Raw genomic sequence first — 25,470 nt, forward strand, 5'->3', positions numbered from 1 at the left:
AACAAAGCTGAGCGCATCCAGCTCGGCCACGAGATCGGCGCCGACGGGAACGGCGTCCTGCGTGCGGTGTACTCGCAGAGCGCTCCTGGATGGTTGCGCGACATCCCCGCGGTGCAGGTCCTGCGCCACGTATGGATCCAGCAGTACGTCACCATCGACGATCAACTGCGCTGGCGAACCCCTGACGAGCAGCCGCCAGGCACTCTCCGCCAAATCTCGCCCTGCGACACCGACGCCCCGCACCTGATCACCAACGTGATCACCGCCCCGTCGCCCGGCAGCGACTACGAGGCCACCGGCCAGGTTCAGGAGCCTCTGGCTTCACGGGAGCTGACGCCGACGGTGCATCTGGCCGACAAGGGTTACATGAGCGCGCACAACCTCGCACGCGCCGATCGCCGCGGCATCGAACTGCTGGGACCGATGATGCCCGACAACGCCTGGCAAAGCGCCGAAGGCAACGGCTTCGGCGTCAGCGACTTCGCCATCGATTGGGACAACCGTGTCATGACCTGTCCGACCGGAGCCACCAGCTTGCCCTGGGCCAGCGAGATCGATCAAGGCGGAACTCCGGTCATTCGTGTGCGGTTTTCGATGCGTGACTGCAGGGACTGTCTCAGCCGGGACCTTTGCACCCGTGGGACCAAGGCCGACGTATCACCCTGCGCCCGCGAGAGGAGCATGAAGCTCTGCAACGTGCCCGGCAGAGACAAAGCACCGACGAATGGCAGCAACGCTACGCTCACCGAGCAGGCATCGAGGGCACCATCGCACAAGGTGTCACAAAGGCTTCGGCCTGCGGCGGTCGCGCTACCGCGGGAACGCCAAGACCCATCTCCAGCACCTACTCATCGCCGCGGCGATGAACCTCACCAGGCTCGACGCCTGGCTGACCGGAACGCCTCTGGCCCCGACCCGCACCTCTCACTTCGCCACTCTGCGTCCAGCAGCATGAATAGGCGTTTCGTCTTGTCTGCTCCCGGGGAGTGAAGGCCGCACGGCAAGCGCAGTGAGGACGGCCTCACTCTGCAGGCTGGCTTGTGGATAGCGGTGGCGTCTGCGGAGCAGGAACCTGTTCGAAGGCGTTCGAGACCCCGGGCATGCTCTTCGCCCTTCTGATCACTGGGCTGTAGTCCGCGCCGGGCTCCATGGTGAGGAGAAACGACTCGTTCATGGCTTCGATCCCTACGTCCGTCATCTGAGGAGCGAATTTGCGGAATCTGGCGAGTGCGGCGGCCTGATCCTCGAAGGTGACCCTCAAGACCCCTGGTAGTTCGCCCAGCCTTCGCTCGACGTCCGCCTTTTGCTGTTCGGTGATTGCCGTACCCCTGCCCGGCGGGTCGGCCATGATGCCTCCGCACGCGGGCCATGGGGAGTCCTGCTTGCACAGAAAGACCCTGATCCCCGGCTCTTTCGAGCTCATCAGAACGAACTGGTGCAGGCTCGCCGCCCTGACGTCCTGGTCCGTTGCGGCACTGTGATCCGGTGACAGGGTTCCGCTGGGTGCCAGTGCGACCGCGGCCACGATGCCGGCGAGGGCGACAGGTGCGGCCACGGCCACAAGCCGCAACCGGAGGGAGAAGCCGCGACGGCGACGGGTGGCGAAGGCGCGCGCGAGGTCGGCTTCGCGGCGGCGCTGGTAGGCGTCCTCGGTGTTGGGGCGCAAGGAGGTGATCAGGCCGTTGAGGTCCTTCATGACTGCTCCAGGAACGTGGGCTGGGTGAGGTTGAGCGCGTCGGTGAGACGGCGACGGGCGCGGTGAAGCCGTACGTTGAAGGTGCGAGCCGAGCAACCGGTGATCTTCGCGGCCTCGGCCGGGGTGAGCCCGTACCAGCTGGCCAGCAGCACGGCCTCGGCATCGAGCTCGGATAGCTCCGCGAGCGCTGTCAGCGCCGCCTGCCGCTCGGCCACCTGCTCGGCCACGTCGTCAGCAGGGGCAAGTTCGGCGAGCCGTGCGACCAGATTGTGCCTGCGCGCGGTGGTACGGCGTTGCGTTCGTACCAAGTTGCGAGCCACGCCGAGCAGCCACGGCAGCGGCGGTTCCGGTAGGCGGCCGAGTTTTCGCCACGCGATCACAAAGGTCTCGCTGGCGATGTCCTCGGCCGTCTCCTGATCGGCTCGCAGCAGCACGTAGCTGAGCACGCTGCGGTAGTGCTGCTCATACAGCGCGGTGAGTCGCGCTTTTGAATCGTCCACGCTTGGTAATGACCTCTACAGCCCCTTGATTACCTGTCCGGGGAGAAATGATCTCTAGGTTCCCCTCCCGACGTTCTTGGTATGTGTGATCTCAGCGGTGGGCCGGGCCAGGCCCACGTCCCCCGACACGTAATACACCCCCGTCATCACAGTGATGATCACGGGGGCGCTTCCGTCTCATCTACTTCGCCAACGGTGTCCCGAGGAGGGCGCGGGCCCTGTCACGGCCACGACGCTCCGCCGTGGAGCGCCCGGAAGTGCAGCAGTGTCCGATGGTCCGATTCGGATTCCGTGAGCGTGTAGTCCTCTTCGAGGACGCCGTTCTCATCCCACTGCTTCGCCCACAACGTGATGCCGTACTCGTACTCGCCGTCCTCTGCGAGCTGCCCGTTCCTGTGCCACTCCCGAGCCCGTCCGTGCAGCGCCCCCGCGCGAAGGCCGAGTCCACCATGGGCTGCCCCGACGGATAACACTCCTTCGTCGGCCCCCACTGCGGACCCGCCCGGTAGGTCGCCTCGGACCTGAGGACGCCGTCGTTCTCCGTGAACGCGATCCCGGTGAAGGGCACGCCATCCAGGTAGTGAAGGCCGTCGTCTTCGTGGACGACTCGGTCTGCTGGGACTCGGTCCATGGAGGCTTCCTAGCTGTCTGGTCGTCCGGTTCGACGGGCGCGTCCTGCCTGCTGCCGGCCCGGGCCACGGCAAGACCCGATCGATCCCCCCAACCCGCGCCTATTCGACCAGCTCAGCGTCACAAGGATTTTTCTCGCCGCCGATGCCTGTGCCGGTGTTTCTCCACCCGGCGTTCCGCCCTGCACGTCTACATGCCATCAATGAAACGTCCAACTGCCCTCTTTACTTTCGTTGTCATGAGAACCACAGCCAAGGCCGCGTTCACCGCGGCCCTGATCATCGCCACCATGTGGCCGGTAGGCGCGGCCACGGCCGCGGCCTCCCCACCCGAAGCCAAGCACTGCGTGGTGACCGGCACGGCCGGCCAGGTCGCGGAGGCGTCGGCGCGCAGATGCTTCGCCACTTTCAGGGAATCCATCGCGTTCGCCACGAACGGCAAGATCACAGACGCCCCGGTCAGCCCGGCGCAGGCGATGAACGACCGGGACTTCGTCGAGCGGCTGCGCCTGCCCGCCGCCCCCACGCCCGGCATCAGCGCCGAATACCGCAGCCTGGGCATCGCCTACGAACATGTCAACTTCGGCGGTGGCAGCCTCACCTTCCGCGGCTCCGTGGGCTGCGGATGGCGGTATCCGGAGTTCGGCCAGCTGGGTGACTGGAACGACAAGATCAGCTCGGTGATGCCGTTGGCCTGCAACCGCATGGTCCTCTACGTCGACTCCGACTTCGGCGGCGCCTCCCAGCCGTACGGCGCTTCGCCCCAGCTCGACATGAACGACCAGGCCAGTTCCGTCTCTTTCGAGTGAGGACGACCCCATGGCGAAGATCGCACGTGCCCTCAGCTTCGCGACGGCAGCTGTCGCCGTCCTGACCTTGTCCGCCCCCTCGGCCGCGTGGGCCGGCGCCGACGAGCTCATCGCGGCCACCGACTGCGACGCCCGCAACGGCCGCTATCAGGCGAACGGCGGCACCTACATGGAGGACCGGAGCTACTACCTGTACGACACCGTCAGCTGGTCCTCCAACGGCGAGACCCTCGTGAAGAACCGCTACAGCTTCCAGGGAACGGTCTCCACGTGGACGACGGGGCAATGGGTGGACAGCCCGATCGCCGGACGCGCCCTGTGTGTCAAGAACACCTCCACCGGCCAGATCCTCGACTCCTGGGAGGAGATGTGGGAGGACTGGTGACCTCCCCTTACCTGGCGGGCTGAGGTCCGCATTCTCCGTCCATGAACCGTACTGCGGACCGGTTCATGGACAGGGAGCCTCATCAGCAGTTTGCTGCACGTCTTCGCCCCGTTCCGCGGGGCGGAGTCCGTTTCCCTGAGCCTGAGCCAGACGCTCCCTGGCATCGCCCCATCCGCATCGCCCCATCCGCCTCGCCGCCTCCGTCGCAGCCAGCCTGCGTGATCGGCCACTCCTCGTCCTTCCGCGGGCAATGGCCTTCTCTCACGTTCGGCGGCGACTCCGGAGAGGATTGCGCATCTCGCCGGAGAATGGCGGTTGAGCAGGAGAAATACCCAGCAGAACCCAATCTCCAGGCTCTCTGGTCCACGACGGGTTCACGGCCGAGAACCACACGGCTTCTTGCGGGCTCGGCCGCGTCCGAGCGGCGCTCAGGGGTTCTGCTCCGCCTTACGGGGAGCGAGGCTTGGGGGCATGTCCCGTGGCGGCTCGGCGTGGAAGGCATGGGCACGCTCCACCTCACGCTGCCACGCCTTTCCCTCCGCTGACGTCACGAGGGCGGACAATGTCGGTCCTGATGTGGCGCCGGTCCTGTCGGCACTGACGAGCGCGTTCGCGCATGACGCACCGTCGGCATGAACCTGCTCCGCGAGCTGCTTCAAACTCATGGTGGCTTGAGCGCGGGCCGTCCTCTGCAGCACGGCCGTCATGCGATCCGCCGACTCATGCGGGCGGGGGCGGGCACTCCTTTCCGATAGGGGGATGGAGGCTCCGCTCGTGTTCTCGCCGCTCGCCGGACGGGTCGCCAGCCACTGCGCAGTCACGTCGAGCAGGAATTTGGCAGAAGGCACGAGAACCGCGAGGCCGCGCGCATATCGCTTACAGCGGGGAGAACCTACGAGGTGTGCGATGAACGGGGGCCATGCGAGAAAGGCACCTGGGTGGTGCCCAGTGGCATCAGCACGCCCGCCATCGCGGTTCCCGCCTTCACGGTCCCTCTGCCGGGAACGGCCGAAGACTATTCGCGCGTAAGAGTCAAAGCCGTCGTCCGAGACCAGGACGGGCGGGAAATCGGGCAAGGGCAGGCAACTTTTCCCGAATATCGGCCTATTGAGCGAAAAGAAGTCTGCCAATGTTATGACGCGTTCGTCGAACTTCATATGAAGGCGACAACCACCCGATCCTGATCACGCAGGTCGATCGGGGGCAGGACCCGCTCTCACCCACTGCCCAGGCCAGTGTCCACCCGTTGTTGTCCCGATCGGCGGGTGCGTCTTACGGTTCGTGCTGGTCGACGGGCGGCAGGACCTCGACGACACGGACCACGCCGAAGAGCGCCGGCAGCGGGACGTCCTCGGGCATGGCCAGTCGCCTGGCCTGTCGGCCGCTCGCGGTCGGCGGCCTCAGGCACGTACGGCGCGGCAGAACGCGGCCGCCAGATCCGCCGCGAGGCGGGCCCGTGCGGCCGGGGTCAGGCGTTCACCCGTGGCCAGCGCGGCGACGCTCCGTGCCAGCACCGGCCCGGCGAACAGGCTGAGCAGCGTTTTCTCCGGCAACTCACGCACCACCCCGGACTCGACGTACACCGCCAGCCGGCCCGTCATCAAGCTGACGAACCGGGGTGCGTAGTTCTCCCGCACATGAACGGCCAGCGCGCCTGAGGGCCGGGAAGCGAGTTCGGCGAACATCGCGGCCATCACCCGCCCCTCGCCCATCAACGCGTCGAGCACACGCTCATAGAGCAGGCGCACGTCCGACTCGAGATCTACCGGCGGCTCAGCCAGCACCTCCTCCACGCGCGGCATCGGGCTGTAGCGGTCGAAGACCGCCGCGAGCAGGCCGTCGCGGCCGCCCAACTGTCCTTGGATCGCCTGCACCGTGCATCCCGCGTCAGCGGCGATCATCTCCAGGGTCACCTCGCCGACCCCGAACTCGCCGTAGAGCCGGGCCGCGGCCTCCACCGCCCGATCCCCGGCGGACCGGCGGGGCGCGCCCGCGCCCTGCCTGGTCAGGATCTCGTCGAGATGGCGCCGGTGGCCGATGCGGCGGATGAGAGTGCTCCGCGAGACCCCCACCACGGCGGCGATGTCCTCCAGGCTCAGCTCGCCCGGCTCCGCCCCGGTCTCGGCCAGATGGCTCCGCAGGGCACTCGCCACTTCCTCAAGGTGCGTGCTGCTTTCCATGCCTGAAACTTACACTTGTCTTTAGTTAAAGACAAGTATTAGTCTCATCGTGGGCTCACCGAAGGGAACGATCATGTACGCATTCATCCGGCGGTATCGCATGGGGGCCGGCTCCGTCGACGACCTGATGCGCAAGGTCAACCAGCAGTTCGCACATCAGATCTCGGCCGGCGGCGAAGTCCGGTCCGACGTCTCTGCCAGGGTGCCCGCCGGCATCGTCGGTTACCAGGCAATCGACACAGGTGACGGCACGATCGTCACCGTGACGCTGTTCGAGACCGAACAGGCCTGCCGCCGGGCGGCGCAGGGAGCGGAGAACATCCGCCTCAGCCTGGCCGAGTTCCAGGTGGAGGAGATCGGCACCTTCACCGGCGAGGTGATGTTGTCCCGAGTCAGTGACACGCTCCTCGCGCCTATTGCGTGCTGACCCTCCAGCCTGCCGGAGAGTGCGGCGCCGCCGAGAGCGCGGCGGGCCGCCAAGCCGGGCGGCCCCTCCCGCGAGACGAGCGGGGCCGCCCGGCTTGGCGTATCAGGGGGCCGTGCGACGCAGGTGATCCAGTCGTGAGCGTGAACCGGTCACGCGGCCGACTCCGGACGCCGCAGGCCCCGGCCGGCGGAGGCAGGGTCCGTCACCCACCGCGTGGCGGGGGTCTTCTCCCGCCCTGCTCACAGCAGGGTGAGTTGCTCCGGGTCTGATCGGGCGGCTGGCGGGCGGCGGGGGAGGCGGCGGGCCGCCGCCGGGGTGGCGCGGCCGACGCCGTGGCGCTCGGCCAGCTCCCTGACCTGCGCGACCACGCGCTCCTGGTACGCGCGCGGCGCGTAGGCGCCCCTTCCGTACAGCTCCAGGTAGCGGGGCACCAGGCGCGGGTGCTCGCGGCCCAGCCAGGCCAGCCACCACTCGCGCGCCCCCGGCCGCAGGTGCAGCACGATGGGCGCGATGTGCGTGGCGCCCGCCTCGGCGATCTCCTTCACCGTGCGGTCGAGCTGGGCGGGGGAGTCGGTGAGGTACGGCAGGATCGGAGCCATGAGGACGCCGCACGGGATGCCGTGGTCGTTGAGCGTGGCGCAGGTCTCCAGCCGCCGCGCCGGGGCGGGGGTGCCCGGCTCCACCGAGCGCCAGGCGGCGGGGTCGACGAAGCCGACCGAGACGTTCGCGCTGACGTCGGTGACCTGCGCCGCCTCGGTGAGCAGGTCGAGATCGCGCAGGATCAGGGTGCCCTTGGTGAGGATGGAGAACGGGTTCGCCGCGTCGCGCAGGGCGGACAGGATGCCGCGCATCAGCCCGTAGCGGCCCTCGGCGCGCTGGTAACAGTCGACGTTGGTGCCCATGGCGACGTGGTGGCCGCCCCAGCGTGGCGCGGCCAGCTCCTGCCGGGTCAGCTCGGGCGCGTTGACCTTGACGACCACCTTCGAGTCGAAGTCGGCCCCCGCGTCGAGGTCGAGGTACTCGTGGGACTTCCTGGCGAAGCAGTAGACGCAGCGGTGGCCGCAGCCGCGATAAGGGTTGATCGTGTACTGGAACGGCACCCGGCTGGCCCCCGGCACCTTGTTGATGACGGAACGCGCCCGGATCTCGTAGAAGGTCATCCCCTTGAACTCGGGCGTGTCGAACGTGCGGGTCACCGCGCCGCGCGCGAACAGCGGCACGGCGGGCTCGTCGTCGCCGGTGCCGGCCAGACGGAGGTTGTCCCAGCGCATGCCTTGATTAGAACAGAGGTTCGATAAAGATCGCAAATTCAAAAGACGTGGCAATTCCCTGGTCTCCCCGGGGGCTAATGATCTTCATGCTTGGGCAGAAAGACGCCACAGAGCTTGCGTTCCGGAGGTATATCCATGGCCTGGTCGCAGGACGAGGAGCGGATGCTGGCCCAGATCGAGCAGCACCTCGTCGACGACGATCCGCGACTCGTCGCGCGCCTCGAGTCGTTCAACGAGCGGGCACTCCGCCGCGAGGAGAAGGCGAAGGCCAGAGCGGCAGGACAAGGCGGGGGCGGGCGCAGGCCCCGCCGCTCCACGATCATCATCCTGATCAGCTGGCTGCTCATCGCCACCCTGGTCGCGACCCTCCTGGTCATGGTCCTCCGGCACGAGGCCGCCGCCCTCGCGCTGGCCGCCTCCTTCTGACCCCTACCCCCGTCACGCCGTCCTTCCCACCGGCGGCCGCGACCCCCGTCAGTCCTCCCCGCCCTCCACCCGGCCCTCGACGTCGCCCTCGACTCGTACGACGGGTTCGTGCCGCACGGGGAAGTTCACGGAGGCGGCGACGAAGCACGCCTCGTGGGCGTCGTGATGGAGGCGCAGCGCGTCCTCGGCCATCTCGGCGGCCGCCACCGTCACCTCCGGGCGCAGGACGGTCTCGGTGAAGTGGCCGCCTCCCGCCGTCTCGGCCATGGTGCCCACCGCGTGGTCGGTGTAGGAGGTGACGACGACGCCGGCCTCGGCGCACTTGTGCAGGTACGACAGCATGTGGCACTGCGACAGCGCCCCGACCAGCAGCTGCTCGGGGTTCCAGCGGCCGCGGTCGCCGCGGAAGGCCGGGTCGGAGCTGGCCGCGATGGGCGCCGGGCCGTCCGCGGCGACCTCGTGGTCGCGCGCGTAGTCGCGGTAGCCGCTGGTGCCGGTGCCGCGATTGCCCGTCCAGGTGACGGTGACGGGGTAGGAGTGCGTGCGGGTCATGACGTTCCTCGCTGTGGGTCGTGGCGGTGTGCCGGTGCTGGGGGGCGTACGGGTGGCTGGTCAGGCTTCGCCGGACGTGGCGGCGCGCGTGTCGAGGACGTGGGCGCGGGCGATGCGGGCCGCGTCCTCAGGACGGGCCTCGGTGATCGCGGCGAGCAGCTGCTCGTGCTGCGCGGAGACGTGCCCAGGACGCGACGGCGGCGCGAGCGACCGCAGCGTGGACACCTGGATCTGGTCCCAGAGGCGGTCGAGGGTGCGCAGCGCGATCATGTTCCCTGACAGCTCGGCGACCCGCCGGTGGAAGCGGCGGTTCAGCGCCACCGCCTCCGCGAACCGTCCGCGCGCCGTCGCCTCGGCCGTGGCCTCGTTCACCTCGTGCAGGGACCGCAGGTCGGCGGGGGCGATGCGGCCGTCGCGCTGGCGTTCGGCCGCGGTCTCCGCCGTCAGCGCCTCCAGCGCGGCCCGCACCCGGTAGGCGTCGTCGAGGTCGTCGCGCTCCAGCGCCACGACCACCACGCCGCGGCCGGTGGGGCGCACGAGCCCGTCGGCCGTCAGCGCCCGCAGCGCCTCCCGCACCGGAGTACGGCTCATCTCCAGCGCGGCGGCCGCCTCCAGCTCGGTCAGGCGGGCGCCCGGCGGGTACGTGCCGTCGAGGATGAGCTCCCGCAGCCGCTCCCGCGCCACATCGTTCTGCACACGGGCACCCTAACCTTCGCATGCATTGCATGCAATGCATGCGGTACGGGTATCTCCGGTCCATGGACAACACCTGGACCTCCGCCTCAGGCGCCCGTCCCGCCGCCGCGTACGCCCGGCACACCGGAACGCTGCGCGGCGTCGTCCGGCACGAGCTCGTGGCCCGTGCCCTGCGTACGCACCTGCCCGCCGGGCCCGCCCGCGTCCTGGATGTCGGCGGCGGCGACGCCTGGCAGGCGGTGCGGATGGCGCGGGACGGGCGGGAGGTGACCGTCCTCGACCCCGACCCCGAGATGCTGGAACGGGCACGGCGGCGGCTGCTGGGGGAGCCGGACGCCGTCAGGGCGCGCGTCCGCCTGGTGGAGGGCGACGGCGAGGACGCGCCGAGGCTCGCGGGCGGCGGGTACGACGCGGTGACCTGCCACGGCGTGCTCATGTACCTGCGGGACCCGGGGCCGCTGGTGGACGCGCTGGTCGCGGCGGCGCGTCCGGGCGGGCTGCTGTCCGTCATGACCAAGAACGCCGCCGCCCTCGCCCTGCGTCCCGGCCTGGAACGCCGCTGGCCCGACGCCCTCGCCGCACTGACGGCGGAGGACGGGGACGCGAGCGGCAGCAGGACGCAGCCGGTCGGGACGCAGCCGGTCGGGACGGAGCCGGTCGGGACGGAGCCGGTCGGGACCGAGCCGGGAGGGACGGAGCCGGGCAGGACGCTGCCGGGCGGCGCCGAAGTGGGCACGGCGCGGGAGGGAGCGGCGCGGGAGAGGCCGGTCGGGGCGGGGCCGGTGGAGATGGGCAACGTCGGCGTGCCGACGCGCGCCGACACCGTCGAGGGGCTGGCGGCGCTGCTCGCGCGGTCCGGTGCGGAGACCGTCACCTGGTACGGCGTGCGGATCTTCACCGACCACCTGGGCGACGAGCCGGTGCCGCCCGACGTCGACCGGGTGGTGGACGCCGAATGGGAGGCGGGACGGCGCGACCCCTACCGCAGGGTCGCCCGCCAGATCCACCTGATCGCCCGCGCCCGCCCCCGCCCGACCGGGTAGCGCCCGCCTCCGCCCGACCGGTTGGCATCCGCCCGCGACCCACCAGGTGGCGCCCGCCCACGAACCGCCCAGGCCCTCCCGAGCCGGGCTTCAAGCGGCCCGGCCTCCGGAGCCCGGTCGGCTCTCCGGGGACGGGCTTCGAATGGGCCGGTCCATCCGAGGTGAGCTTCAAGCGGGCGGCCCGGGTGTCACAGGAGGTCGGGTTCAGGCGGCTGGCGCTGTCTGTAGGCACCCGGGGTGGGCTTCGAGTGGGCGGCCCGGGGTTCGGGAAGGCGGGGGCGAGGTGTTCATTCGGTGTCAGGGGGTGGCTGTGGTGCCGATGGCCACGAGGGTGTTGCCGTCCTGGTCCTGGAAGGTGAACATGGGTGGCACGCCCGGCCACCGCAGCAGTTCGCCCACCTCCACCCCGCGCGCCAGCAGGTCGGCGTGCAGCAGTTCGGCGTCGGCGGTCGTGAGCCTGATGCCGGTGTCGACCCTGCCGGAAGCCGCACCGGGGCCCTGGGCCTGCCCCGCGTCCACGCCGGAGGCCGCGCCGAGTTCCCGAGCCTGCCCCGCGGCCCCGGCGGAGGCGGTGCCGGGTGCCGGGGTCTGCGCAGGCGTGTCCCGGGCGGACGGCCGCGGGGGCGTGGCGACCAGTGCGATCGTGGTGTCCGCGCCCGGCGGCGCCACCTCGATCCAGCGCCCGCCGACCTGGCCGAGCGGCGCGTCCAGCCGCTTCTCCATGCCCAGCGCGCCGACGTAGAAGGCGAGCGCGCGGTCCTGGTCGGTGACGGGCACGGCGACGGTCCTGACGCCCGTGATGGGGCTCTTCGCGGTCATGACGACCTCCCGGTGGGGTGCTTTCCCTTACAGACCTGCCCGCCAGGTGGAAATCATCGGCCGCGACGGACAGTCCGCCCGCCGGATCACAGGTGGCGCAGGAACGTGGCGGCGGCCGGCGCCGCGACCTTGCCGCCCGCTCCTCCGCCCTCCACCACCACGGCGAACGCCACGTCGCCCTTGAAGCCCATGAACCAGGCGTGGGTGTCGAGCTTGTCGCCGGTGCCGAACTCGGCCGTGCCGGTCTTGCCGCGCGTACCGGACGGCAGCCCCGCCGACTTGGCGGTGCCCTTGGTGACGACGGCCGCCATCATGGCGTGCAGGCCGTCCTTCACGCCGGCGGGCAGCTTCTGCTCGCGCGCCTTCTGCTTGAGCTCGGGCACGAGGGTGGGCGGGCGCCAGGTGCCGTCGGCGATGGCGGCGGCCACCGAGGCGATCGACAGCGGGCTCGAGGTGATGCGGCCCTGCCCGAACGACTCGGCGGCCAGCTCGGCGTCGGACTGGGCGCGCGGGAAGCTGGCCTTCGTGGCGGGCACGCCGATGGACAGCGGCTGGTTGAACCCGACGCTCTCGGCCGTCTTCAGCAGCTTGTCCGCCCCGAGCCGCTGTTCGGCCAGCGGCGCGAACGTGGTGTTGCACGAGTGCGCGAACGAGTCGAGGAACGACAGCGGCCCGAACGCCTCCTCCTCGGAGTTGCGGATCCGCAGGCCGCCCACGCTGACGTACTTGGGGCAGGTGACGGTGTCGCGGGGCGACAGGCCGTCGGCGAGCAGCCCGATCGCGGTGACGGCCTTGAACGTCGAGCCGGGCGGGTAGCGGCCGTCGAGCGCCCGGTTGAACCCGCCCCGGTTGTTGACGACGGCCAGGATCTCCCCGGTGCTGGGCCGGACCGCGACCAGCGAGGCGGGGTCGTCGAGGTCCTTGACGGCGGCCACGGCGGCGGCCTGGGCGCGCGGGTCGAGCGAGGTGCGCAGGCGCTTGCCGGGGGCGCCCTCGACGGTGTGGAGGGTCTTGCCGCCGAGCTGGATCTCGGTGGTGGGCGTGCCGGCGAGCTGCTTCTGGAACGTCTCCTGCAGGCCGCCGCGCCCGATCGCCTGCCCCACACGGTAGGAGGGGCCGAGCCGGGCGACGTCCTTCTTGGTGGCCTTGTCGAGGAAGCCGACGAGCTGCGCCACCGAGCCGCCCCTGTCGCCGGTGTCGATGCGGTCGCCCTTGGCGTCGGTGATGGACGCCCGCTCGGGCCAGTTCGTCTTCACCGAGAACGTCGAGCCCGCCGCCATGGAGGGGTGCAGCGTGCGGGGCGACCAGTCCACCTTCCAGGCGCGGTCGGCGACGACCAGGTCGATCTGGCCCTGGTACGTCCACGCCCCGATGTTCTCCAGGGTCAGCGTGGCGGTGTAGGGGACGCGGGCGCGGCCGTCGCCCTCGGCGGGTGCGCCCAGCTCGACCGCCGTGGCCTGCACGCCGAGCGCCTCGCGCTGCTGGGCGTACGCCGACAGCGGTTGGGATTTGGCCAGTTCGGCCGCCATGCGGGCGGTGTCTCCCGCCTCCCACGCGGCGGCGAAGCGCTGGGCCGTCTCCGCGGGCGTGCCGCGGGTGTGCAGTAAGTAGTACGCCCCTCCGCCGGCGGCGGCGACCGCCAGGACTCCGGCGACGGACACGATCACAACGGTACGGCCACGCGCCACGGATCAGCCCCCAGTGTTCGACATCGCGGTCATGACATCCCGATGGCCGCCTTGTAGCTGGCGGCGTAGGTCGGTACGTACTCCTGGCCCGACAGCTTCTGGATGGCCGCCATGATCTCGTCGGTGACGCGGCGGCGGTCGCGCGCCTTGGCGTGGTCGCCCTCGAACCGCATGGGCGCGCCGATGGTGATGCCGATCTTGGCGGGCCTCGGCACCTTCGCCCCGAGGGGCAGCACCTTCTCGGTGCCGCGGAGCGCCACGGGCAGCACGGGCGCGCCGGTCTTGAGCGCGAGCCAGGCGACGCCGATCTTCCCGCGGTACAGCCGCCCGTCGGGGGAGCGGGTGCCCTCGGGGTGGATGCCGAACAGCTCGCCGCGCTCCAGCAGCTCGGCCGCGGCGTCGAGCATGGCCTGAGCGGCGTGCGCGTCGTCGCGGTGGGTGGGGAGGCTGCCGCCGAGCTTCATGAACCAGCCGGAGACGGGGTTGCCGGAGAAGTACTCGTTCTTGGCGGCGAACGTCACGTGGCGGGGCAGCAGTGCGGGGAGCAGGAAGGAGTCGAGCACCGAGAGGTGGTTGGCGGCCAGGATCGCCGGGCCCGTCCTCGGCACGTTCGCCGCCCCGGAGATGTGCGGGCGGCACATCGCGTGGGCGACCGGCGCGGCGGCGAACTTCACCACTTGGTACAGCAACGGGCTCTCCTGGATCTTCGGCTGTCAGCGACCCCACCATAGAACAGGCGCCCCGCCCGGTGGGCGGGGCGCCTGGGAAAGCAGTAAGGCCGATGTGGCGGTCGCCTCCTCGGCGAGATGCACAACACGGCTCCAGCCGAACGGTATTCCGTGAAGGCGGTAATTTGCGGCCCGGGGGACACAGACCACATCGGCCTTTCGATGCTAACGGACATCTGGCAGCCGGTATTCCATCCGCCCCAAAGATTCGGTCATGTTCTCCTTCGGCGGCGTGCCGACCCGCCGGGGAGCTGCAGCTCAGGGGCGCCTGCCAGGGCCGGCGGCCCGCCACGAAATCCGCGCGGGACATCCGCGCGGGACATCCGCGCCGGACATCGGGGCTTGAACAGGCGCGCGGGACATCGGGGCGTGAACGGGCGTGTGAACAGGCGCGCGACAACGGCGTGCGGCATCGCCGTAGGAGAGGCGGGCCGCGCTGACGCGGCCCGTCCCCGGGTCCCGGCCCCGCCCGGTCTCCGGCTCTGCCCCTGCCCGGTCTCGGGCCTGGCCGCGCCGGGTCTCGGGCCTGGTCGCGGCCGCTGCTTCCCCAGGGCCCGGCCGTCGCGCGTCAGGTGCGCATCAGGCCGAGGACGACGGCGCCGAGCACCATGCCGAGGACCATGCAGATGCCGGAGGCGATGGCCGCCCACTTGCCGAGCGACTCGCCGCGGGTGTGGCCGACGATGCCGAGCACGATGCCGGCCAGGCCGAACAGGATCGGGATGAACAGCACGCTGACGGCCGCGCAGACGAACCCGATGATCGACAGCACCTGGGCGCCCGACCGGCCGGCCTGGACCGGGTAGGGCGGCGGGTAGGAGGGCGGCGGCCCGCCGTAGGGCTGCTGGAAGGACTGGTGTCCGGGCTGCCCCGGCTGCCCGGGGTGTCCGACGGGGCCCGGCTGGTCGAAGGCCGACCGGCCCGCGCCCGGCTGCTCGAAGCCCGGCCCTGGCTGCTCGTGGCGGGCGGGTTGGTCGAAGGCGGACCGGCCGGGTTGCCCTGGCTGCTCCCAGGGCGGTGGCTCCGGTGTGGCCCACCGGCCGCCTCCGTCGCCCGGCGGGACGTCGCGGGCCCTGGGCTCTTCCCGGGGGTCTGGACGTGGCTGGGGGTCGTCGCCGCGCGGCGGCTCCTGCGAAGAGGTCACGGGTCGCTCCTCTCGTGAGGTGAACCACATCACACACCGGCCCCGCGGTCCTGTCGAGCCGATGTAACCAGGACATCTGCCCATTTCGCCGCTCTTATCCCGGGCGGCTCACGCCGCAGACCCCGCGGAACGGCTCTTCGAACGTCCCCGCCGGCACCGCTCCCGGGGCCCCGCCGTACGGCCCTGCCGGACGGCCCTCCGAACTGCCCCGCCGTACGGCCCTGCCGGACGGCTCCCATACGGCTCCCGTGCGGCACTACCGTGCGGTCATCCCGAGCGGGGCGGGGAGCGGGTCGGCGTGGACGACGTCGAGCCGGGAGACCGCGCGGGTCAGCGCCACGTACAGGCGGTTCGGCCCGCGCCGCTCGGCCGCCACGATGGCAGCGGGCTCGGCCACCACGACGTGGTCGTACTCCAGGCCCTTGACCATCGACGCGGGCTGCACGGTCAGCCGCCCGCCGAGGTCGAACCCCTCGTCCCACAGCGCGGACGCCAGCGGCTCGACCTGGTGGTCCGCGGCGACGACGCCGATGGAGCCCTCGTGCGCCAGCGCCTCGCGCGCCGCCTCCACCACCCCTTTCGCCAGGTCCGCGACGCGGGTGACCCGGAGCCTCCCGTCCCGCCGGTACGAGCGCGTGGGCGGGACGTCCGCCCCGAGCGCGGCCAGCAGCCGGTTGGCGAGCTCCACGACGGCGGCGGGCACCCGGAAGCCCGTCGTCAGCGCGACCACGCGGCCCTCCGGCTTGCCCAGCAGCTCCAGCCGCTCGGGCCAGGAGGAGGCGGCCCACGGCGTCGTCCCCTGCGCCAGGTCGCCGAGGACGGTGAGCGAGCCGTGCGCGCTGCGCCTGGCCACCGCGCGGCACTCCATCGGCGACAGGTCCTGGGCCTCGTCCACGATGACGTGGCCGTAGCCGCGCGGGCGCTCCAGCAGCCCGCCGACCTCGTCCAGCAGCACCAGGTCGGCGCGGGTCCACCGGGCGCTCCTGGGGCTGCGCGGCGGCCTGGCCCAGGCGACGGCGGCCCGCTCGGCGTCGGCCAGCACGCCCGCGGGCGGGTCGCGCAGCACGTCGTACAGCACCTCCTCGGGGCGTACGGACGGCCAGACGGCGTCGAGGAACGGCGTGACGGCCCGGCCGATCCGCTTGGACCAGGCCGCGCCGCAGGTCTGGCCGCGTGCCTCGGCCTGCCTGCGCACCGACTCGACGATCCTCGCGCGCACCCGCTCCCTGCCCACCGCGTACGGCAGGGACTCGCGGCGGGTGTCGTCCACGATGCGGCGCAGTTCCTCCGCGGGCACGCGCCGCCGGGCCGGGCCGTCGGCCACGGTCAGCGGCTCGGCGGGCTTGCCGACGCGTCCGTACAGGGCCCGGTGCAGCACCTCCGCCATGCGGGCGTCGTGCTTGACGGCGGCGGCGGCCTCGGTGTCCTCGCCGGTCACCGGCACGACGCCGAGCAGCCGCTCCAGCGTGGTCTGCTCCACGTCCACCTCGCCGAGGGCGGGGAGCACGGCGGAGACGTAGCCGAGGAACGCGGGGTTCGGCCCGAGCACCAGCACGCCCGAGCGCTCCAGCCGCTGCCGGTGCGTGTAGAGCAGGTAGGCGGCGCGGTGCAGGCCGACGGCGGTCTTGCCGGTGCCCGGCGCGCCCTGGACGCAGATCGTGACGTCCAGGTCGGCGCGGACGAGCTCGTCCTGCTCCGGCTGGATCGTGGCGACGATGTCGCGCATCGGCCCGACGCGGGGGCGCTCGATCTCGGCGGCCAGGATGCGGCTCTCGCCCTGCCCGGCGGGTCCGCCGAGGTCGAGGCGTTCGTCCTCGAAGCTCGTCAGCGTGCCGCCGGACCAGCCGAAGCGGCGCCGCGCCGCCACCCCCTGCGGGTCGGAGGCGCTGGCCCGGTAGAAGGCGCGCGCCACCGGCGCGCGCCAGTCGATCACGAGCGGCGGCCCGCCCCGCTCGCCGATGTGCCGCCTGCCGATGTGGTACGAGCGCCCGCGGTGCTCGGCCGACGCCTCCCCGAAGTCGAGCCGCCCGAAGAAGGGCGGCCCGTCGGGCTCCTCGGAGAGCTCCTTGGCCAGGCTCTTCAGGTGGCGGCCGAGCCGTTCGGCGCTGTAGCGGTCGGCGGCCACGGACTCGCCGACGATCACGTTGTCCCTGGCCGCGTCGAGCATCCCGCGCAGGCCCGCCCTGCACCGTTCGACGTGCCGTCGCTCCTCGTCGAGCGTCGCCATCGCACCCCCTCAAAGTGTTAACTCGGTTAAGAGATTAACCAGGTTAACACTTTGCTAGGGTGTCACCATGACGGGACTGAGGGAGCTCCAGCGGCAGCGCCTCCACGAGGCGATCTCCGCGGCGGCCATCGCGCTCTTCCTGGAGCGCGGCTTCGACGAGGTGCCGGTGACCGAGGTCTGCGCCGCGGCGGGCGTCTCCAAGCCGACCCTGTTCAAGTACTTCCCGACCAAGGAGGACCTCGTCCTGCACCGCATCGCCGACCACCAGGGCGAGGCGGCCCGCGTGGTGCGCGGGCGCGCGCCCGGCCGCAGCCCCGTGGACGCCCTGCGCCGCCACTTTCTCGACGGCCTCGCCCGCCACGACCCCGTCACCGGGCTCAACGACCGTCCGGAGGTCGTCGCCTACCACCGCCTGGTGTTCTCCACGCCGAGCCTCGTCGCCCGGCTCTTCCATCACATGGCCGAGGACGAACGCGAGCTGGCCGCGGCGCTCGCCGAGACCCTGGACGGCCTGACCGCCGGCCTGCTCGCCGGGCAGGTGCTGGCCGCTCAGCGGGTGCTGGCCCGCCGGACCTGGCAGCTGCTGGCCGACGGCGCGCCGCTGCGCGAGGTGGAGCCCGAGGCGGTCCGCGCCGCCGAACACGCCTTCGCCCTCCTGGCGGCCCAGCTCGACGTCCCGCCGCCCGCCCCCTAACGGGGGAGCCAGGTCTCCTGCAGGTGGAGCCAGCGCAGGGCGGGCTCCCGCAGGAGCACGGCGGTGGCGCGCCGCCCCCGGCCCGCCCCGCCGCCCGGCCGGTGGTGCCATTCCTCGTACGCCGCCACGAGCAGCCCGTCCGCGTGGGCGACGAGCCGTACGTCCCTGATCGTGACGCGCAGGCCCGGCGCGGTGCCGCGGGCGGCGCGCACCTGGTCCAGCACCTCCTCCAGCCGCAGCACGGTCCCGTCGGGGCCGGCCAGCGTGAACGCCGGCGCGTGCGCCGCCCCGAACGCCGCCAGATCGCCCGGCCCGCCGCCCAGCCAGTCCTGGAGCACCCGGTGGTGCCGCTCGACCTCGGCCCGCACGGCCTCCTCCAGGCCGCCGCTCACGCCGCCGCTCATGCCGCCTCCCCGCGCCAGGCGGCCAGGCGGGCGCGCAGCGGCGCGGGACGGACCCCGAGCAGGTCCCAGGCGGCGGGGTCGGCCAGGTAGAAGCCGGCGGGCGCGTGGTCGCGCACCCACCGGTACGTCCCGGCGACGCCCGCCGCCGTCCCGGCCCCGAGCGCCGGGGCCAGCGCCCGTTCGAAGTCGCCGGGGTCCTGCTCGGCGTAGCGCGTGCCGGGCCCGAACGCCGCCGCCAGCTCCGGGCCGGTGACCGCGTCGGCCCCGCCCAGGTCCAGCGTCACGCCGTCCAGCCCGTCCCGTACGAGCGCGGCGGCCGCCGCCTCCGCCAGGTCGGCGTGGCTCAGCCAGGCGACGGGCAGCCCGGCGGGCAGCGGGTAGCGCAGCACCCCCTCGGCCGCCGTCCCGGCGTGGACGCCGGGGGCCCGCAGGTTCTCCAGGTACACGGGCGGGCGCAGCACCACCAGCGGCAGCCCGGCCGCGGCCATGGCCCGCTCCGCCCACCGCCGGGTCTCGAACGCGGGCACGTCCGTGACCTGGCCGGGGATCCGGTTGCCGGTGACGAGCACGACGCGCCGCACCCCGGCCGCGAGCGCCGCGCGGGTCACGTTGCCGACGTACGCCTCGACGCGCGCCCGGTCGTACACGAGGGGGAGCGGCAGCACCGCGTGCGTGACGTCCTCGAACGCCTCGGCGACGCGCACCGCGTCGCCGAGGTCGCCCTGCACGCCACGGACGCCGCCGGGAAGGCCGCCGGGGAGGCGGCCCGGGTGGCGGCTCAGGCCGCGCACGTCGTGCCCCTGCGCGGCGAGGCGGCGGGCGATCGCGCCGCCCTGGGCGCCCGAGGCGCCGATGACCAGGAATCTCATGCGGCCAGTCTCGGGCCGCCCCACGATACGCTCCATAAACCGACATCTCCGGAAACATAAGGATCGTCCGTGGACGGTGACCTGCTGAGCGACCTGCTCGCCCCGCTGCGGCTGCGCGGCGTCTTCCACAGCCGCTGGCAGGCCCGCGCCCCCTGGGGCGTGCGCGGCGAGCGCGAGAGCTGCGCGATCGTCCACTACGTCCAGGACGGCGGCTGCGTGGTGCGCCTGCCCGGCTCCGACCCCGTGCGCCTCGGCCCCGGCGACCTCGCCGTGTTCCCGCACGGCAGCGCCCACCTCCTCGCCGACGCGCCGGGCAGCCCAGCCGTGCCCCTGGAGACCGTCCTGCCGGGGAGGGAGCCGGGGGAGATGCGGACGGTCCACATCGACGGGCCAGGGCCGGGGACCACGATGCTGTGCGGCGGCCTGCACTACGAGGCCGACGCCGCGGCGCCGCTGTACCGGGCGCTGCCGCCGCTGCTCGTGCTCGACCGCCCGGCCGTCGCCGCCGAGCCGCTGCTCGGCGACATGCTCGCCCGGCTCGCCGGCGAGTGGGAGTCCGGCGCCCCGGGACTGCGGCTCGTCGCGGTGCGCGCCTTCGAGCTGGCGTACGTCCTCGCGCTGCGCGCCGCGCTCGCCCGGCCGGGGCGGGACGCGCCGGTGCTGCGGGCGATGGGGCATCCGGGGGTCGCCGCGGCGCTGCTGGCCGTGCAGCGCAGGTACGCCGAACCATGGACGGTCGGGACGCTGGCCGCCGAGGCCGGGATGTCGCGCTCGGCGTTCGCCGCCGCCTTCCGCGAGCTGGTGGGCGAGGCCCCGATGCGCCACCTGACCGCGCGGCGGATGCAGGAGGCGGCCCGGCTGCTGGCCGAGACGCCGCTGCCGCACAGCGGCGTCGCCCGTCGCGTCGGCTACCACTCGACCGTCGGCTTCCACCTGGCCTTCAAGCAGTGGCACGGGACGACCCCCGGCGACTACCGCAGACGGCGCCGCGCCGCCTGAGAACGGCGGGTGACCGGGGCGGCCCGGTTGACGCCACGGCCGCCCGGCGCCGTGTCGTCGCCCCTACCGGGGGTTCCCCGGCTCGTCCCGGCCAGGGGCCGTGCCGAGGTGTTCCGCGTGGGCGAGTGCCACGTCCGTCGCGCGCCGCAGGTAGTCGGAGATGATCCCCAGTTCCTCGTCCGAGTAGGCGCCGAGCACCTGACCGTAGGCCGTGCCCGGCCGCGACCAGGCCGCCGCGATCCTCTCGCGCATGCCGGGCGCGAGCGCCACGAGGGCGCGCCTGCGGTCGCCGGGATCGCTCTGCCGCACCGCGAGCCCGGCCTTCTCCAGCCGGTCGACCAGCCGTGACGCCGACCCCGGCGTGAGCCCCGTGAACTTCGCGATCTGCCCGGTGGTGACGGGCCCGCCCTCCAGGTCGAGCATCGACACGCACTGCAGGTCGGTCGGGTGCAGGCCGAGCTCGTCGGCCATCGCCTGGTTGAACAGCACGTACGCGGCGTAGTGCCGCTGGCTCTCGGCGATGATCCGGCGCATCAGCTCCTGCCTGTTTGACATGAGCCCTCCTTGTCGGCCACATTTGTGTGCGCCACGCAAATTGTGTGTGACGCAGTATATCTCTGAGGAAACATGACCATTCTCGTCACCGGCGCGCGAGGCGCCGTCGCCCGCCGCCTCGTCGCCCTCCTGCGCGAGCGCGGCCTCGACGTCCGCGCCGGCTCCTCCGCCCCCGGGGCGGACGTCGTCTGCGACCTGTCCGACCCCGCCACCTTCCCCGCCGCGCTCGACGGCGCGACCTCCGTCTTCCTGTACGCCAGCCCCGCCCACGCCGGCGCCTTCGCCCGCGAGGCCGCGCGGGCCGGGGTGGGGCACGTCGTGCTCCTCTCGTCGTCCTCGGTCCTCGGGCCGGACGCGGAGTCCGACCCGCTCGCCAGGTCGCACCTGGAGGCGGAGCGCGCGCTCCTGGCGTCGCCGACGACCGCGACGATCCTCCGGCCGGGGTCGTTCGCCTCGAACGCCCTCGCCTGGTCCCGCGCCATCGCCTCGGGCGCGCCGGTCAGCCTGCCGTTCCCCGGCGCGTACGCCGACCCGATCCACGAGGCCGACATCGCCGAAGCCGCCCTCGCCGTGCTGACGGACCCGGGGTTCCAGGCCGGCGGGCCGTACACGCTGACCGGGCCCGAGTCGCTCACCTTCGCCGAGCAGATCGAGATCCTGGGCCGCGTGCTCGGGCGGGAGATCCCGATCAGGCGGATCGGCCGCGAGGAGTGGAAGGCGGAGAACGCCGCCCACATCCCCGAGCGGTACGCCGAGCCGCTGCTCGACTGGTGGGAGTCGTGCGACGGCAGGCCCGCCGCGCTCACGCGCTCCGTGGAGGAGCTGACAGGACACCCGGCCCGCACGTTCGCGACCTGGGCCGCCGACCACGCCGCCGCCTTCGCCGTCCGCCCCGCCTGACCCTGCCGACCCTCGCGCCCCTCCCACTCCTCCCGATCGCGAACGTTCGCGCGGGCCGCGAACGGGAACATCGTCTGGCGGTGATCCCGTGATCCACGCGCGTCCCACAGGGCGGGCCCCGTCCCGGAATGTGACGGGGGCCACGCACAGCCGGGCGTTGGGTAGCGTGGAAAACGAGGACGTACGCGAGCGAGGAGAAGGTCTTGTCCCAAGCAGCAGAGGTTCTCGAGCTTGACGAAGAGCTGGCCGACGGTGGCGCGGCCGTCGGCGCCGACTCCGTCAAGACGTACCTGAAAGAGATCGGGCGGGTGCCGCTGCTCAGCGCCGAGCAGGAGATCGAACTGGCCAAGCGCATCGAGGCGGGCCTGTTCGCGCGGGAGCGGCTCGACACCGAGCCAGGCCTGTCCGACGAGCTGCGTGCCGACCTCGAGTGGGTCGCCGACGACGGTCTCCGCGCCAAGCGCCTCATGCTGGAGGCCAACCTGCGGCTCGTGGTCTCCATCGCCAAGCGCTACACCGGGCGCGGCATGCTGCTGCTCGACCTCATCCAGGAGGGCAACCTCGGCCTGATCCGCACGATCGAGAAGTTCGACTACCGGCTCGGCTACAAGTTCTCGACGTACGCCACCTGGTGGATCAAGCAGGCCATCACCAGGGCCATGGCCGACCAGGCGCGGACGATCCGCATCCCCGTCCACATGGTGGAGCTGATCAACAAGGTGGCCCGCGTGCAGCGCCGCCTGCAGAGCGACCTGGGCCGCGAGCCCACCCCCGAGGAGATCGCGGCCGAGGCCGAGATCGACCCCGAGCGCGTGGCCGAGATCCAGGGCTACGGCCGCGAGCCGATCTCCCTGCACACGCCGCTGGGCGAGGAGGGCGACAGCGAGTTCGGCGACCTCATCGAGGACACCGAGGCCATCTCCCCGGCCGACGCGGTCTCCTTCACCCTGCTCCAGCAGCAGTTGCGCGCCCTGCTCGACCAGCTCTCCGAGCGCGAGGCGGGCGTCATCACGATGCGCTACGGCCTCACCGACGGCAAGCCGATGACCCTCGACGAGATCGGCAGGGTCTACGGCGTCACCCGCGAGCGCATCAGGCAGATCGAGGCCAAGACCATGTCGAAGCTGCGTCACCCGTCGCGGGCGCTCGCCCTGCGCGACTACCTGGCCTAGCGGCGCCCGTCCCGCCACCCCGGCCCGGGGGCCGCCCCCGGGCCAAGGCCCGCAGAAAGGCTGCGCAAACGGAGCGCCAACAGTGCCTCCGGCGTCCCGTGCGGGGCGCCGCCGGTGACCTACATTCCGACTCGTGACACGCACCCGCTCCAGCCTCGCCCACCAGATCACGTACGCGCTCAAGCACCCCGCCAGGATCGCCCCCCACCTGCGGCGGCTGGCCCGCGACACGTGGCTGCGGCTGCGCACCGACGACCACGTCTCGTACTACCGCGCCGTGATGAGGCACGACACCGCGCGCGACCCCGGGGGCGCGGTCGGCTCGCACAACCAGCGGCGGTGGCTCGCGATGGGCCGCATGCAGTTCGACTACCTGGTGGAGCACGGTCTCAAGCCGGAGTGCCGGATGCTGGAGATCGGCTGCGGCAACCTGCGGGCGGGGCACCTGTTCATCGGCTACCTGCACACCGGCAACTACTACGGCGTGGACATCTCGCCCGACATCCTGCTCGCGGCCCAGGACACCCTGGCCGAGCACGGCCTGCAGGACAGGCTGCCGCACCTCACGCCGGTGCGCGACCTGAAGTTCGCGTTCCTGCCGGACGAGCACTTCGACGTCGTCCACGCCCACAGCGTCTTCTCGCACTCGCCGCTGGAGGTGATCGAGGAGTGCTTCGCCCACGTCGGGCGGGTGATGAAGCCGAGCGGCTGGTTCGACTTCACCTTCGACCGCACCGAGGGCAAGGAGCACCACGTCCTGCGGGAGGACTTCTACTACCGCACCGAGACCCTCGTCGCCCTGGCCGCCCGTTACGGGCTCAAGGCGACGTTCATGGAGGACTGGGAGCGGTCTCCGCACAAGCAGTCGAAAATCCGTGTGACCAGATGACGGCCGCCCGCTAGGGTGGCGCGGGTGAGAGACGTCCGTTCGCTGCCGAAGGCTCACCTGCACGTTCATCTGGAGAGCACCGTCCGGCCCGAGACGGTGCGCGAGCTGGGCGGTGTCCCGGAGCCGGAGGAGGGGTTCACCGGCTTCCGCGCGTTCGCCGACGCCCGCGCCCGCGTGCGCGGCCTGCTGCGCACCGCCGACGACTTCCGCCGCGTCGCCCTGGAGTTCTGCGAGGACGAGGCTGCCCAGGGCACCCGCTACGCCGAGGTGACGTTCACCGCCGCCTCCCACGGCGAGCGGGTCGGCGCGCCCGAGCTGCCGCTGGAGGCCGTGCTCGACGGCCTGGCGGAAGGGGCCGCGTACGGCATCGAGTGCCGGGTGCTGCTCGACCACTCCAGGCGGCGTCCTGTGGAGCGGTTCCGGCGGACGTACGAGCTGGCCGCCCGCTACGACGCGGTGATCGGGCTGGGCCTGGCGGGCGACGAGGCGTACCCGCTGGAGCCGTTCGCCGGGGTGTGCGACGCCGCCAGGGACGCCGGGCTGCGCCTGGTGCACCACGCGGGGGAGTCCGCGGGTCCCGAGAGCATCCGTGAGGCGCTCGTCCTCGGCCACGCCGAGCGGCTGGGCCACGGCATCCGGGTGCTGGACGACCCGGCGCTGGTGGAGGAGGTGCGCGAGCGCGGCGTGCCGCTGGAGGTCTGCCCGTCGTCGAACGTGCTGCTGGGGCTGGTCCCGTCGCTGGAGAAGCATCCGCTGCCGCTCCTTCGCGCCGCCGGGCTGGCGGTGACGGTCAACACGGACGGGGAGACGGCGCTCGCCGACGAGTACGCCCGCCTGCGCGACGTCTTCGGCTGCACCGACGCGGACCTCGCTGAGCTGGCCCTGGCCGGGGTCGAGGCGTCGTTCGCGCCGCCGGAGCTGAAGGCGGAGCTCCGGGCGGGCGTGGCCGCCTGGCTCGGATCTACTTTGTAAAGGCGTCCGGCCGGGCAGGCGCGTCACCGGCCCGAACCCGCGCACGATCACGTCCCCGCCCAGCCTGGTGGCCACCATGAACGCGGCGAACACCGTGTAACAGGCCGCGCCCGCGCCCTCGCTCGCCCCCGTCACCTTGACGGTGGAGATCGCCGCCCACTGTGCCCCCGGCAGTTCGGTCACCGTGGCGCAGAGCCCGACGAGGCCGATCGCGAGCACCGCGCGACGGCACGGCGAAGCGCGGCGGCGCCTGCTCGCCCGGCTCGGGCCGCGCCTCGGGCGTGCGCGACGAGGGTCCGCCGGGCGCGCTTCAGGTCACGGCGACGATCTCGGCGCTGACCAGCCTGCCCGCCTCGATGGTGAGCAGGCCCAGCGTGCCGTGCGGCTGGCGGCGGCGGTCGGTGGGGGAGCCGGGGTTGAAGATCCGCAGGCCGCCGCCAGACTCGTCCAGGGGGATGTGGGAATGCCCGAAGACGACCAGGTCGGCGTCGGGGAAGCGGCGGCGCAGGCGCTCCAGCCGGCCCTTCGCCGGGCCGCTGTCATGGATCATGCCGACGCGCAGGCCGTCCAGGGTCAGCTCCAGGGTCTCCGGCGCCGCCACGTCCGGGCCGTCGTTGTTGCCCTTCACCGCGTGGACGGGCGCGTAGGCGGCCAGCTCGTCCAGGACCTGGGCGACGCAGACGTCCCCGGCGTGCAGGATCACGTCCGCGCCGCGCAGGTGCTCCGCCACTCTCGGCGGGCAGGAGCGCCAGCGGCGCGGCGCGTGCGTGTCGGACAGCGCGACGACCCTCATACG

Annotated in this window: 26 protein-coding genes and 1 pseudogene; 12 read left to right on the top strand and 15 right to left on the bottom strand. The window is 72.4% G+C overall.

Annotated elements, in window-relative coordinates; genetic code table 11:
• The first annotated feature begins 93 nt into the window (after positions 1-93).
• Positions 94-990: a hypothetical protein gene (locus tag BMX74_RS46840; RefSeq protein ID WP_256257176.1), complete on the top strand. Its 897-nt coding sequence runs from the start codon at positions 94-96 to the stop codon at positions 988-990.
• Positions 991-1,021: 31 nt separating this feature from the next.
• Here BMX74_RS46840 and BMX74_RS22895 read toward each other — a convergent pair whose 3' ends face one another.
• Positions 1,022-1,696 carry a permease-like cell division protein FtsX gene (locus BMX74_RS22895; protein WP_091102659.1) on the bottom strand — a complete coding sequence of 225 codons (675 nt, stop codon included), beginning with the start codon at positions 1,694-1,696 and terminating at the stop codon, positions 1,022-1,024.
• Positions 1,693-2,196, bottom strand: a complete 504-nt coding sequence (locus BMX74_RS22900; protein WP_091102661.1) for an RNA polymerase sigma factor — start codon at positions 2,194-2,196, stop codon at positions 1,693-1,695. The genes BMX74_RS22895 and BMX74_RS22900 overlap by 4 nt, the downstream gene beginning before the upstream one ends.
• Positions 2,197-3,064: 868 nt before the next feature.
• On the opposite strand from BMX74_RS22900, the gene BMX74_RS22910 reads away from it, so the two are divergent.
• Positions 3,065-3,634: a peptidase inhibitor family I36 protein gene (locus BMX74_RS22910; RefSeq protein ID WP_055501287.1), complete on the top strand. Its 570-nt coding sequence runs from the start codon at positions 3,065-3,067 to the stop codon at positions 3,632-3,634.
• A 10-nt stretch (positions 3,635-3,644) separates the two neighbouring features.
• Positions 3,645-4,019 carry a hypothetical protein gene (locus BMX74_RS22915; protein WP_055501288.1) on the top strand — a complete coding sequence of 125 codons (375 nt, stop codon included), beginning with the start codon at positions 3,645-3,647 and terminating at the stop codon, positions 4,017-4,019.
• A gap of 1,400 nt (positions 4,020-5,419) precedes the next feature.
• Here BMX74_RS22915 and BMX74_RS22925 read toward each other — a convergent pair.
• The gene (locus BMX74_RS22925) at positions 5,420-6,199 is read right to left on the bottom strand and encodes a TetR/AcrR family transcriptional regulator (protein ID WP_091102667.1); all 780 of its coding nucleotides are present in this window, start codon (positions 6,197-6,199) and stop codon (positions 5,420-5,422) included.
• A gap of 73 nt (positions 6,200-6,272) precedes the next feature.
• Between BMX74_RS22925 and BMX74_RS22930 the strand changes: the two genes are divergently transcribed.
• A complete protein-coding gene (locus BMX74_RS22930) occupies positions 6,273-6,626 on the top strand; it encodes a hypothetical protein (protein WP_091102669.1) in 354 nt (117 codons plus the stop codon).
• A 239-nt stretch (positions 6,627-6,865) separates the two neighbouring features.
• Here BMX74_RS22930 and BMX74_RS22935 read toward each other — a convergent pair whose 3' ends face one another.
• Entirely contained in the window at positions 6,866-7,897 is a 1,032-nt protein-coding gene (locus BMX74_RS22935) for an Rv2578c family radical SAM protein (protein WP_091102671.1), read from the bottom strand.
• 135 nt (positions 7,898-8,032) lie between these two features.
• On the opposite strand from BMX74_RS22935, the gene BMX74_RS22940 reads away from it, so the two are divergent.
• Positions 8,033-8,323, top strand: a complete 291-nt coding sequence (locus tag BMX74_RS22940; RefSeq protein ID WP_055501292.1) for a DUF3040 domain-containing protein — start codon at positions 8,033-8,035, stop codon at positions 8,321-8,323.
• 48 nt (positions 8,324-8,371) lie between these two features.
• On the opposite strand, the gene BMX74_RS22945 is transcribed toward BMX74_RS22940, so the two are convergent.
• The gene (locus BMX74_RS22945) at positions 8,372-8,875 is read right to left on the bottom strand and encodes an OsmC family protein (protein WP_091102674.1); all 504 of its coding nucleotides are present in this window, start codon (positions 8,873-8,875) and stop codon (positions 8,372-8,374) included.
• A gap of 60 nt (positions 8,876-8,935) precedes the next feature.
• Positions 8,936-9,571, bottom strand: a complete 636-nt coding sequence (locus tag BMX74_RS22950; protein ID WP_091102676.1) for a GntR family transcriptional regulator — start codon at positions 9,569-9,571, stop codon at positions 8,936-8,938.
• A gap of 62 nt (positions 9,572-9,633) precedes the next feature.
• Between BMX74_RS22950 and BMX74_RS22955 the strand changes: the two genes are divergently transcribed.
• Entirely contained in the window at positions 9,634-10,614 is a 981-nt protein-coding gene (locus BMX74_RS22955; RefSeq protein WP_091102678.1) for a class I SAM-dependent methyltransferase, read from the top strand.
• A 297-nt stretch (positions 10,615-10,911) separates the two neighbouring features.
• On the opposite strand, the gene BMX74_RS43230 is transcribed toward BMX74_RS22955, so the two are convergent.
• The 5 genes from BMX74_RS43230 to BMX74_RS22980 form a co-directional block, all read right to left on the bottom strand.
• Entirely contained in the window at positions 10,912-11,433 is a 522-nt protein-coding gene (locus BMX74_RS43230; RefSeq protein WP_055501296.1) for a VOC family protein, read from the bottom strand.
• 86 nt (positions 11,434-11,519) lie between these two features.
• Positions 11,520-13,094, bottom strand: coding sequence for a penicillin-binding transpeptidase domain-containing protein (locus BMX74_RS22965; protein WP_236714552.1), 1,575 nt, complete (start codon positions 13,092-13,094; stop codon positions 11,520-11,522).
• 56 nt (positions 13,095-13,150) lie between these two features.
• Positions 13,151-13,810: a lysophospholipid acyltransferase family protein gene (locus tag BMX74_RS22970; protein WP_236714553.1), complete on the bottom strand. Its 660-nt coding sequence runs from the start codon at positions 13,808-13,810 to the stop codon at positions 13,151-13,153.
• 607 nt (positions 13,811-14,417) lie between these two features.
• Entirely contained in the window at positions 14,418-14,993 is a 576-nt protein-coding gene (locus BMX74_RS22975) for a DUF308 domain-containing protein (protein WP_055501298.1), read from the bottom strand.
• Positions 14,994-15,249: 256 nt separating this feature from the next.
• Positions 15,250-17,220, bottom strand: coding sequence for a HelD family protein (locus BMX74_RS22980; RefSeq protein WP_091102681.1), 1,971 nt, complete (start codon positions 17,218-17,220; stop codon positions 15,250-15,252).
• Between the two features lie 67 nt (positions 17,221-17,287).
• On the opposite strand from BMX74_RS22980, the gene BMX74_RS22985 reads away from it, so the two are divergent.
• On the top strand, positions 17,288-17,914 hold the full coding sequence (locus BMX74_RS22985) for a TetR family transcriptional regulator (RefSeq protein ID WP_055501300.1): 627 nt from the start codon (positions 17,288-17,290) through the stop codon (positions 17,912-17,914).
• Here the strand turns inward: BMX74_RS22985 and BMX74_RS22990 are convergent.
• Both BMX74_RS22990 and BMX74_RS22995 read right to left on the bottom strand, forming a co-directional pair.
• Positions 17,911-18,318, bottom strand: a complete 408-nt coding sequence (locus tag BMX74_RS22990) for a DUF4440 domain-containing protein (protein ID WP_091102683.1) — start codon at positions 18,316-18,318, stop codon at positions 17,911-17,913. The two genes, BMX74_RS22985 and BMX74_RS22990, sit on opposite strands and share 4 nt — an antisense overlap.
• Positions 18,315-19,187 (bottom strand): SDR family oxidoreductase, encoded by an 873-nt coding sequence (locus BMX74_RS22995; protein ID WP_256257192.1) that lies wholly within the window; start codon positions 19,185-19,187, stop codon positions 18,315-18,317. Before BMX74_RS22995 ends, BMX74_RS22990 begins: the two co-directional genes overlap by 4 nt.
• A gap of 69 nt (positions 19,188-19,256) precedes the next feature.
• Here BMX74_RS22995 and BMX74_RS23000 point away from each other — a divergent pair, with 69 nt between their 5' ends.
• Positions 19,257-20,186 carry an AraC family transcriptional regulator gene (locus tag BMX74_RS23000; RefSeq protein ID WP_055501303.1) on the top strand — a complete coding sequence of 310 codons (930 nt, stop codon included), beginning with the start codon at positions 19,257-19,259 and terminating at the stop codon, positions 20,184-20,186.
• 63 nt (positions 20,187-20,249) lie between these two features.
• Here the strand turns inward: BMX74_RS23000 and BMX74_RS23005 are convergent, their stop codons facing one another.
• Entirely contained in the window at positions 20,250-20,741 is a 492-nt protein-coding gene (locus tag BMX74_RS23005) for a MarR family winged helix-turn-helix transcriptional regulator (RefSeq protein ID WP_055501304.1), read from the bottom strand.
• Positions 20,742-20,813: 72 nt separating this feature from the next.
• On the opposite strand from BMX74_RS23005, the gene BMX74_RS23010 reads away from it, so the two are divergent.
• The 4 genes and pseudogenes from BMX74_RS23010 to add all read left to right on the top strand — a co-directional run bounded on the left by BMX74_RS23010 (position 20,814) and on the right by add (position 24,674).
• Positions 20,814-21,641 (top strand): SDR family oxidoreductase, encoded by an 828-nt coding sequence (locus BMX74_RS23010; protein ID WP_091102687.1) that lies wholly within the window; start codon positions 20,814-20,816, stop codon positions 21,639-21,641.
• 257 nt (positions 21,642-21,898) lie between these two features.
• Positions 21,899-22,813 (top strand): annotated as a pseudogene (locus BMX74_RS23015) (RNA polymerase sigma factor); the annotation flags it as partial.
• Between the two features lie 133 nt (positions 22,814-22,946).
• Complete coding sequence (locus BMX74_RS23020) at positions 22,947-23,702, top strand: class I SAM-dependent methyltransferase (protein WP_256257194.1); 756 nt, start codon at positions 22,947-22,949, stop codon at positions 23,700-23,702.
• Positions 23,703-23,726: 24 nt separating this feature from the next.
• Positions 23,727-24,674 (top strand): adenosine deaminase, encoded by a 948-nt coding sequence (gene add, locus BMX74_RS23025; RefSeq protein ID WP_091102690.1) that lies wholly within the window; start codon positions 23,727-23,729, stop codon positions 24,672-24,674.
• Positions 24,675-24,984: 310 nt separating this feature from the next.
• Here add and BMX74_RS23030 read toward each other — a convergent pair whose 3' ends face one another.
• A complete protein-coding gene (locus tag BMX74_RS23030; protein WP_055501309.1) occupies positions 24,985-25,467 on the bottom strand; it encodes a metallophosphoesterase family protein in 483 nt (160 codons plus the stop codon).
• Positions 25,468-25,470: the final 3 nt, after the last annotated feature.

Origin of the sequence: Nonomuraea pusilla, from assembly GCF_900109355.1 — a bacterium.
Taxonomy (GTDB): Bacteria; Actinomycetota; Actinomycetes; order Streptosporangiales; family Streptosporangiaceae; genus Nonomuraea; species Nonomuraea pusilla.